1 protein-coding gene is annotated in these 386 nt (G+C 74.9%); it reads right to left on the reverse strand.

The features are described 5' to 3' along the window. Positions 1 to 375, reverse strand: a 375-nt coding sequence (locus tag B7767_RS41255) for a PTS glucose/sucrose transporter subunit IIB (RefSeq protein ID WP_179167531.1), incomplete at its 3' end; no start/stop codon positions are given. Positions 376 to 386 lie beyond the last annotated feature (11 nt).

Below are 386 nucleotides of genomic sequence, written 5' to 3' on the forward strand. Positions count from 1 at the left end.
GTTCCTCGCCTTCCGGTCCGCCCTGAGCGCCGCTCCCCGCGCGGCGAGCGCCTCGGCCGTCACGGGGCCGCCCCCGCGGTCCGGGGCGGGGGACGCCGCCGCGGCCCCGGCCTTCTCCGCCTCGACCAGGGCCTCGAACTCCGGGGTGACACGCGCCACCGCTCCCGGCCCCAGCACGATCTGGTAGGTGTCGTCCTCGACGACCCCCATGACCGCGGGAAGGGCCTTGAGCCGCTCGTCCTGCACGAGGGACCGGTCGCGCAGCCCCAGCCTGAGGCGGGTCATGCAGTGGGCCACCGACGTCACGTTCTCCGCGCCTCCGACCAGGGGGAGGAGGGCGGCAGCGGTGGCGTGGTGCTTGTTCTCTTCGCTCATGGTGCGGTCAT

The organism is Streptomyces sp. 13-12-16, from assembly GCF_002114215.1.
GTDB lineage: Bacteria > Actinomycetota > Actinomycetes > Streptomycetales > Streptomycetaceae > Streptomyces.